Source organism: Verrucomicrobiota bacterium (assembly GCA_019247695.1).
Taxonomy (GTDB): Bacteria; Verrucomicrobiota; Verrucomicrobiia; order Chthoniobacterales; family JAFAMB01; genus JAFBAP01.
Map to the genome: position 1 here is coordinate 1 of JAFBAP010000003.1, position 7,978 is coordinate 7,978.

The following is a 7,978-nucleotide window of genomic DNA, read 5'->3' on the forward strand; positions in this document are numbered from 1 at the left end:
GATGCCATGGTGGTATTGCTGGCCTCCTGATTAAAAGAGCGGTTTAATTACAGAGCGGATGGGGGGGTGATACGGCAACGGGGGAGCTTTTCTGCTTCCTAACCGCTGCGCCCCCGTCTGTCCAGCGTTAGGTGAAGATTTACCATCGCGGCCGGCACTTTCACGCCGGCCGCGGGCGACCGGAGAGGTCACCGGGGCGGCCGGATGGCCGGATGGACGGATTGCCCCGGCCGGATCGCAAGCCGTCCCGTGCGGCTTGGCGGACCGTACCGCGTCACCGGACCGGTTCAGGATCGATTCGGGACAGACCCCAAAAGTGCCGAAAGTCGCATCCGGCGGCGTAAACCCGCACCGCTTCGCGCACAAGAACGCACCCTGTATGAGCCGTGTTGCAGAGAGGGACGCAACGGGCCGTTAATTCTCGTGTAAGTTGAAGAATCGCGTTGACTTCGAACGGGTCATGGCGAAAGAGAGAGGGAAAGGTGTGTGTGCCTGTTACGAAGGCGGTCAAGTCAAGACGACGTACATTACCCTCACTACCCCCAAGAAGGATATTCAATGAAGCGTTTCGCGTTCTCCCCCTTACTTGTGCTGCTCTCTGCAGTTAGCATATTTGCGCAGCAAAAAACCGTGACCGTGGCGACGGTGAACAACCCTGCGATGATCGAACTCAAAAAGCTGTCGCCCAAATTCGAAGCCGCAAACCCCGACATCAAGTTGAACTGGGTGGTGCTCGAAGAAAACATCCTGCGCCAGCGGGTCACCACCGACGTTTCGACGGGCAGCGGCCAGTTTGACCTGGTCTTTGTGGGCCTTTACGAGACGCCGATCTTTGCCAAGCGCGGCTGGCTCCGGGAGTTTAAAAACATCCCGGCCGACTACGACCTGGAAGACGTCTTTAAAGGCATCCGCGACGGCTTGTCTTACAACGGCAAGCTCTACGCGCTGCCTTTCTACGGGGAAAGTTCGATGCTGATGTACCGCAAAGACCTTTTTGATGCCAAAGGGCTCACGATGCCCGAGCAGCCCACCTACGACGACATCAAGAAGTGGGCCGATGCGCTGACCGATAAGGGAGCGGGCGTTTATGGCATCACGCTGCGGGGCAAGCCGGGCTGGGGTGAAAACATGGCGTACGTCGATACGCTCATCAACACCTTCGGGGGCACCTGGTTTGACGAAAAATGGCACCCGACCATCGACACGCCGGAATGGAAGAAGGCGATCACCTTTTATATTGACCTGATGAAAGCCGACGGGCCGCCCGGGGCCAGCGCCAACGGCTTCAACGAAAACCTCACCCTTTTTGCCAGCGGCAAGGCGGCCCTGTGGATTGACGCAACCAGCGGGGCGGGCCCCCTTTATGACAAGAGCCAGTCGCAGGTGGCCGACAAGGTGGCTTTTGCCAATGCCCCGATCGCGGTAACGCCCAACGGCTCGCACTGGTTGTGGAGCTGGGTGTTTGCCATTCCCGTAAAGGCCAAGCAGCCGGACGCGGCCCAAAAGTTTGCGGAGTGGGCCACGTCCAAGGAGTACATCAAGATGGTGGCCGACGATGCCGGTTGGGCAACCATTCCGCCGGGCACGCGCAAGTCGACCTACGATAACCCGGATTACCAGAAAGCGGCTCCTTTCGCTAAAGTGACCCTGCAGGCGATGCAGACGGCCGATCCGACCAAACCCACCGCCAAGGCGGTACCCTATATAGGCATCCAGTTTGTGGGCATCCCCGAGTTTCAGTCCTTGGGTACGGTGGTGGGCCAGAACATCGCGGGGGCGCTGGCCGGTAAGATGTCGGTCGACCAGGCGCTGAAAGACAGCCAGGCCGCGGCCGAGCGCGCCATGAAGCAAGCCGGCTACTTGAAGTAGCCCCTGACCTTTGGCCAGGCCGGCCGGCCCGAGACCCGGGCCGGCCTTTGGGTTCAAGCACCTTTTTTCGACATGGACCAGCCTTAATCCTGTTCCTCGCTAGGAAACTTTTATGAGCATGCCTACGCAAGCCACACCGGCGCCGCCGGTTGCGCCCTCGGTCACCCCGCCGGGTAAGGTTGAGAAGCCCAAATTGTGGCAAACGCTGTTGATGGCCCCGTCCGTCGGGCTGCTCCTGTTCTGGATGATCGTGCCCCTGGCCATGACGATCATCTTTTCGTTCCGGCGCTTCAACCTGCTCAACCCCGATGTGCAAGGCTTTGCCGGCCTCGACAATTACAGGTTCCTTTGGGAGGACTCTTCGTTTTACCCGGCCATCCTTAACACCGTCATCATTATCGGCGCGGTGCTGGTCATCACGGTGGTGTTCGGGGTCCTGCTGGCCGTGCTCTACGACAAGGATTTCTGGGGCAAGAACGTTGCCACGCTGCTGGTCATCGCGCCCTTTTTCGTCATGCCGACGGTCAGCGCTCTGGTCTGGAAAAACATGATCATGCACCCGGTCTACGGCCTGATCGCTCTGGCTCTGCGCGCCGTGGGCCTGCCGGCCATCGATTGGTTCGGCACCTACCCGCTGTTGTCGGTTATCATCATCATCGCCTGGGAATGGCTGCCCTTTGCCTTCCTGATCCTGTACACTTCGATCAAGTCGCTGGACACGGAACAAAAAGAGGCGGCGGCTATCGACGGGGCCAACCCCTTCCAGATGTTCTGGTTTATCACCTTGCCTCACCTGCAGCGCTCGATCGGGGTGGTGGTCATGATCGAGACGATCTTCCTGCTGTCGATCTTTGCCGAGATCTACACGACGACCTCCGGGGGCCCGGGCCACGCGACGACCAACCTGGCTTACCTGGTCTATTCGCTGGGCCTGCAGCAGTTCGACGTCGGCATCGCCTCAGCAGGCGGGATCCTGGCCGTGGTGCTGGCCAACATCGTGTCGACCTTCCTGGTGCGCATGATGGCTCAAAACCTCAAAGGACGCTAAGGAGAATGATGCGACGATGAGTGCGAACACAACCCGGACCAATTGGGCGTGGGGCATTTTAGGCTGGCTGGTGGCGGTAGTTCTCTTTTTTCCGATCTTCTGGATCACGATCACCTCGTTCAAGACCGAGCAGGGGGCTTACTCGCCCAGCCTCATTTTCATGCCGACGCTGGAAAGTTTCCGCGACGTCTTTGCCCGCAGCAATTACATGGCCTTTGCGCTTAACAGCATCTACATCTCGCTCGGCTCGACGCTGGTCTGCTTCCTGTTGGCCATTCCGGCCGCCTACAAGATGTCGTTCTTCCCGACGCCCAAGACCCAGTCGACTCTGCTGTGGATGCTGTCGACCAAGATGATGCCGGCCGTCGGGGTGCTGGTGCCCATTTACCTGATGTTCAAGACGGTAGGTTTGCTGGACAGCGTGCCAGGGTTGATCTTCATCTACACGTTGATGAACCTGCCGATCGCGGTCTGGATGAGTTACACTTATTTTTGCGAGGTCCCAGCGGCGATACTGGAAGCGGCGCGCATCGACGGGGCGAGCCTGTGGGACGAGTTGTGGCACGTGCTGCGGCCGATGGCGTTGCCGGGGCTGTCGTCGACGGCGTTGCTGTTGATCATTTTAAGCTGGAACGAGGCGTTCTGGAGCATCAACCTGACCAGCGCCAAGGCGGCGCCCTTGACGGTATTCATCGCGTCGTATTCGAGTCCAGAAGGGCTGTTTTGGGCGAAGCTGTCGGCGGCCTCCGTGCTGGCGGTGGCCCCGATCCTGGTGATGGGCTGGCTGACGCAGAAGCAACTGGTGCGCGGCCTGACCTTCGGCGCTGTAAAATAACCGGCTAACCGGCGTGGGATGTAGGCGGAACCCGCCGGAAGTAGAAGAGGCGGCAGAAAGCATTCCCCCTCGTCCCTGACTAGATGACAATCGGGTAAACCCTTGGCTAGGTTCTGCCGCCCTTCGGGGCGCAAACCGGCTCGGCTGGCCGGAGCAAGCAAGGCCACCGGCCCCCGCGCGGCCCGTCTCAGTCGCGCAACGAGCCGCTCAACCAACTTCAAAACCTGTGTAGCTCACGTCGGCATCACGAACTCGGCACCGGTAACGGTCGACCCGGGCCAGCGGGCCGTAACGTTTTTTAATTGCGTATAGAAACGGACCCCCTCGGGTCCATGGACGTGGTGATCCCCGAACAAGGATCGTTTCCAGCCGCCGAAGGAATGAAAAGCCATTGGTACCGGGATAGGAACATTGATCCCTACCATGCCGACGTTGACCTGCAGCATGAAACGGCGGGCTGCAGCGCCATCACGGGTGAAGAGGGCGACGCCGTTTCCGTAAGGGTGGGTATTCACCAGCCGTATCGCCTCGTCGAGGTTAGCCGCGCGCACGACCGATAAGACGGGCCCGAAGATTTCCTCCTGATAAACGCGCATGGCCGGGGTGACGTGGTCAAAGAGAGATCCGCCCAGAAAGAAACCCTGGCCGGGCAGATCTGCAATGCGACCGTCCACGACCAGGCGGGCCCCTTCGTTCACTCCCACTTCAAGGTAGGAGGCGACGCGTTCCCGGTGCGCGGCGGTTACTAACGGGCCCATTTCGGAACCGGCTTCATCGCCGGGACCGATACGCAGCGCCGTGACGCGGGGCTTCAGCCGGGCCACCAGTTCATTGGCTACTTGGGTTCCGACCGGAACCGCGACGGAGATGGCCATGCAACGTTCCCCGGCAGAGCCGAAGGCTGAGCCGATCAGGGCGTCAACGGTCTGGTCAAGGTCGGCATCCGGCAGGATAACCAGGTGATTCTTGGCGCCGCCTAACGCCTGCACCCGTTTGCCGTGAAAGGTGGCTTGCCGGTAGATGGATTCGGCAACCACGGTTGAGCCCACGAAGCTTACGGCGGCCACGGTGGGGTGGGCGATCAGCCGCCCGACCAGCTCGGAGTCGCCGTGAAGGACCGTGAAAACGCCGGGGGGAATCCCGGCCTCGGCGAGCAGCCGCGCCAAATGCAGGCTGGGACCCGGATCGCGCTCGCTCGGTTTCAGAACGAAACAGTTACCGCAGGCGATCGCGATCGGGAACATCCACATCGGCACCATCACCGGAAAGTTGAAGGGGGTGATACCGACGACCACGCCCAACGGTTGACGAAACGAGAAGCTGTCGACGCTGGAACCCACTTGCGGGCTGTATTCGCCCTTGAGCAGTTGCGGGATGCCGCACGCGAACTCGATCACCTCGAGGCCGCGAAGCACTTCGCCCGCCGCATCCGGCACCGTCTTGCCATGTTCCTCAGAGATCAGACGCGCAAGTAAATCGTGGTCACGCTCGACCAGTTGTTTAAAGCGAAAGAGCAGCCGGGCGCGCTTTACGGGCGGCACGGCCGCCCAGGACTGAAAAGCATCGGCGGCCGCCCCTAGCGCCCGCTCGACGTCGGCGTCGGAAGCAAACGTGACGCGTTTGTCGGGCTTACCGGTTGCCGGGTTGAAAACCGGCACCGAACGTTTGGAAGAACCGTTCAGGGTGTCGTTGTTGACCCACAACGGTATGGCAGGAAGGGAGGAAAGGTCGGGGTCTTGACTCGAGTTCATGGCGGGACGGGAGATAATGCCACAAATGCCGCAACTGGAAAAATGCCACAAATCGCGGTCCCTGGCTCGTGGCATTTTTTTCACTCGCAGCACTTGCGTGCGTTCAAGGAAAGGCCATCGATGACGGAGGGCAGGGCCGGACCATCCGGCGAATGGATCGCGATCGCCCTGCCAGCGCGAGAAAGGAAACGGAATTCATAGCCATAGACGAGTAATGCGCCAGGCGCGGTAAGGGGCAGTTCCTGCGGATGGCATTCTTTCGATTTTGCTCTCCGTCATTTGTGGCATTTTTCGCTCGTGGCATTCTTGGCATTCTTCCGTTATGGCATCGTCTGGTGGTGTGCCGTGCTCGGCGGCGTCACCGTCGCGTGCGGACAAGGCGCTGTGCCCGAGCCCGCGATTCCGGCCGGCATGAACCAACCGCCCAGAGCGGTTCAGCCGGCTCGTGTGGTCCGGCCTTCTCCGGTCCCACCCCCGCCCGCCCAGGTGCCGCAGGTTTTGACGCGTTACAACGGCAGTTATTACGTGATTCCGGAACGCTCCGACAGTACGATTCTCGCCATCGATGGTACCGTGAAGCGGATTAACTGGTTTGTGCGCGGGGTGACGCGCAACCGTCTCAACGCCGTGAACCCGCCTTGCACGTCGGTGCACATTCAAGTCATTGACGCTCGAACCGTCGCGATCGGCACCGATCAATGGCCGACCTGGAATCACCGGCTCGACGGCACACCGATCCGGTGGCGGCGCAACCACCAGGAACAGTATGACGTCAGCCTGCGACTTTCACCTCGTGGAGTGCTGGAACAACGCTTTGTGGGGGCAGACGGCGAGCGGATTAACCGGTACATCCTGAGTGACGGCGGTAAGACCCTGGAAATGGAGGTCCTGGTCATGAGCCCGAAGCTGCCGCAGACCATTCATTACACGTTCCGGTTCGCCCGGACTTGAAGGCGTTCCGTCAGCATTCTTCGGCCGGTGGCGTTTGTGGCATGCTTCGGCTCGTGGCATTTAATGCGGTATGTGGTTGGCGGAACATTTTCATCATTGCCCGAAGTGCGGTAGCGCGGAGCTCAAGCGCAAGACGAATCGTTTTGAATGCCCGGCCTGCGGGTTCCATTTTTACCTTAACCCGGCTGCCGCTGCGGCCGGGTTGATCCTCTCCGAACGGCGGCCGGGCGAGATCTGCTTCATCAAACGAGCCAAAGAACCAAAGAAAGGCCGGTTGGCCCTGGTGGGTGGGTTTGTCGATCAGGGCGAATCCGTGGAGGAGGCGTTGGTACGCGAAGTACGGGAGGAACTGGGCGTTGAGGTGAGTGAGCTGATTTACCACGCCTCTTTTGCCAACGAGTACGTTTTTCACAACGTCAAGTACCCGGTAGCCGACACCTTTTTCGTGGTCCATGTCCGCCAGGAAAACTTTAAGATTGACGAGGCCGAAGTGGGCGAGGTTGCCTGGCGCGACGTAAGGACGCTCGACCTCGAGGAGCTTGCGTTTACGTCCATGCAACGGGCCGTCGCCAAATACCGTGACGGTCTGAAAAGTTCGCCGTAGGCGCAGGCCCATCCGCTCGCTATACTGGGTACGAATTACCCTGCATTTTTGGCCTGTCCTGAGGCGCGACAAATTTGACGCGCGATTCGCTGCCGGGACCCGTCTAAAGCGTGCGTCGCGGCCAATTTTACAGTAGCATGCCGGCGCGGGGGAGGTTACATCTTGCACCCCGCTTTTCGATCAAGCGTTCCGGCTAGAAATGGCGAAAACAACCAGGCGAGTCAGCGAAGTAGGCAAAGCGAAGCGTTTGAAAATCATTCATGCGCTGAAGCGCACGCAGGGTCTTTCGATCGCCGAGCTTACGGAACGCATGCACCTCAGTTATATGGGAGTAAAGCAGCACTGCGAGGAACTTGAGCGTCAGGGCGTGGTCGATACCTGGCGGCGTCCCAAGGGCGTCGGCCGCCCGGAATTGGTTTACCGGCTGACGCGCAAGGCACAATCCTACTTCCCGCAAACGGGCCAGACGATAACGATCGAATTGCTGGAAGCTTCGAAACGCCTCTACGGGCCGAGTGCCCCAGAGAAATTGCTGTTCGCGCTGTTTACGATCAAGGCCGAAATGTACGTTAAAAACCTCATGGGCACTGACCTCCCCAGCCGGGTGGCGGCCGTGGCGAAATTGCGGGAAGCGGAAGGGTTCCTGTCCGAAGCAAACCCGGAACCGGACCTGGCCTTGATTGATTACCATTGCCCGATTGCGGAGTTGGTGGAGGCCTTTCCGCTGGTGCGACGCCTGGAAAAAGAGATGCTCGAGCGGGTCCTGGGCGTGCCCCTTGATCGTCAGGAGAAGACGTCATCCGGCCTTTACGAATGCCGCTTTACGCCACTCGCGGCATAGCCACACAGCGGGCACAGCGAAAAGGCGGGCACGACGTAAGAGTTCACACGGTCACACCACGGGCACAGCGGGTTGGGCG

Annotated in this window: 7 protein-coding genes; 6 read left to right on the top strand and 1 reads right to left on the bottom strand. The window is 60.0% G+C overall.

The features are described 5' to 3' along the window. The first annotated feature begins 558 nt into the window (after positions 1 to 558). From JO015_00385 to JO015_00395, 3 genes are all read left to right on the top strand, one after another. Entirely contained in the window at positions 559 to 1,869 is a 1,311-nt protein-coding gene (locus JO015_00385; GenBank protein MBV9997548.1) for a sugar ABC transporter substrate-binding protein, read from the top strand. A 112-nt stretch (positions 1,870 to 1,981) separates the two neighbouring features. Then, the gene (locus JO015_00390; protein ID MBV9997549.1) at positions 1,982 to 2,917 is read left to right on the top strand and encodes a sugar ABC transporter permease; all 936 of its coding nucleotides are present in this window, start codon (positions 1,982 to 1,984) and stop codon (positions 2,915 to 2,917) included. Positions 2,918 to 2,933: 16 nt separating this feature from the next. Further along, on the top strand, positions 2,934 to 3,752 hold the full coding sequence (locus tag JO015_00395) for a carbohydrate ABC transporter permease (protein ID MBV9997550.1): 819 nt from the start codon (positions 2,934 to 2,936) through the stop codon (positions 3,750 to 3,752). 233 nt (positions 3,753 to 3,985) lie between these two features. Here JO015_00395 and JO015_00400 read toward each other — a convergent pair whose 3' ends face one another. Next, positions 3,986 to 5,503, bottom strand: coding sequence for a CoA-acylating methylmalonate-semialdehyde dehydrogenase (locus tag JO015_00400; protein MBV9997551.1), 1,518 nt, complete (start codon positions 5,501 to 5,503; stop codon positions 3,986 to 3,988). Between the two features lie 297 nt (positions 5,504 to 5,800). Here JO015_00400 and JO015_00405 point away from each other — a divergent pair, with 297 nt between their 5' ends. The 3 genes from JO015_00405 (at position 5,801) to JO015_00415 (ending at position 7,899) form a co-directional block, all read left to right on the top strand. Then, positions 5,801 to 6,454, top strand: a complete 654-nt coding sequence (locus JO015_00405) for a hypothetical protein (protein MBV9997552.1) — start codon at positions 5,801 to 5,803, stop codon at positions 6,452 to 6,454. A gap of 70 nt (positions 6,455 to 6,524) precedes the next feature. Continuing rightward, positions 6,525 to 7,058: an NUDIX domain-containing protein gene (locus JO015_00410; GenBank protein ID MBV9997553.1), complete on the top strand. Its 534-nt coding sequence runs from the start codon at positions 6,525 to 6,527 to the stop codon at positions 7,056 to 7,058. A 247-nt stretch (positions 7,059 to 7,305) separates the two neighbouring features. Next, positions 7,306 to 7,899, top strand: coding sequence for a winged helix-turn-helix transcriptional regulator (locus tag JO015_00415; GenBank protein ID MBV9997554.1), 594 nt, complete (start codon positions 7,306 to 7,308; stop codon positions 7,897 to 7,899). Positions 7,900 to 7,978: the final 79 nt, after the last annotated feature.

Excerpts from the sequence above, each read along its gene's own strand:
- JO015_00400 (MBV9997551.1), bottom strand. The coding sequence starts at position 5,503 with ATGAACTCGAGTCAAGACCCCGACCTTTCCTCCCTTCCTGCCATACCG.
- JO015_00410 (MBV9997553.1), top strand. The coding sequence starts at position 6,525 with ATGTGGTTGGCGGAACATTTTCATCATTGCCCGAAGTGCGGTAGCGCG.
- JO015_00390 (MBV9997549.1), top strand. The coding sequence starts at position 1,982 with ATGAGCATGCCTACGCAAGCCACACCGGCGCCGCCGGTTGCGCCCTCG.
- JO015_00395 (MBV9997550.1), top strand. The coding sequence starts at position 2,934 with ATGAGTGCGAACACAACCCGGACCAATTGGGCGTGGGGCATTTTAGGC.
- JO015_00385 (MBV9997548.1), top strand. The coding sequence starts at position 559 with ATGAAGCGTTTCGCGTTCTCCCCCTTACTTGTGCTGCTCTCTGCAGTT.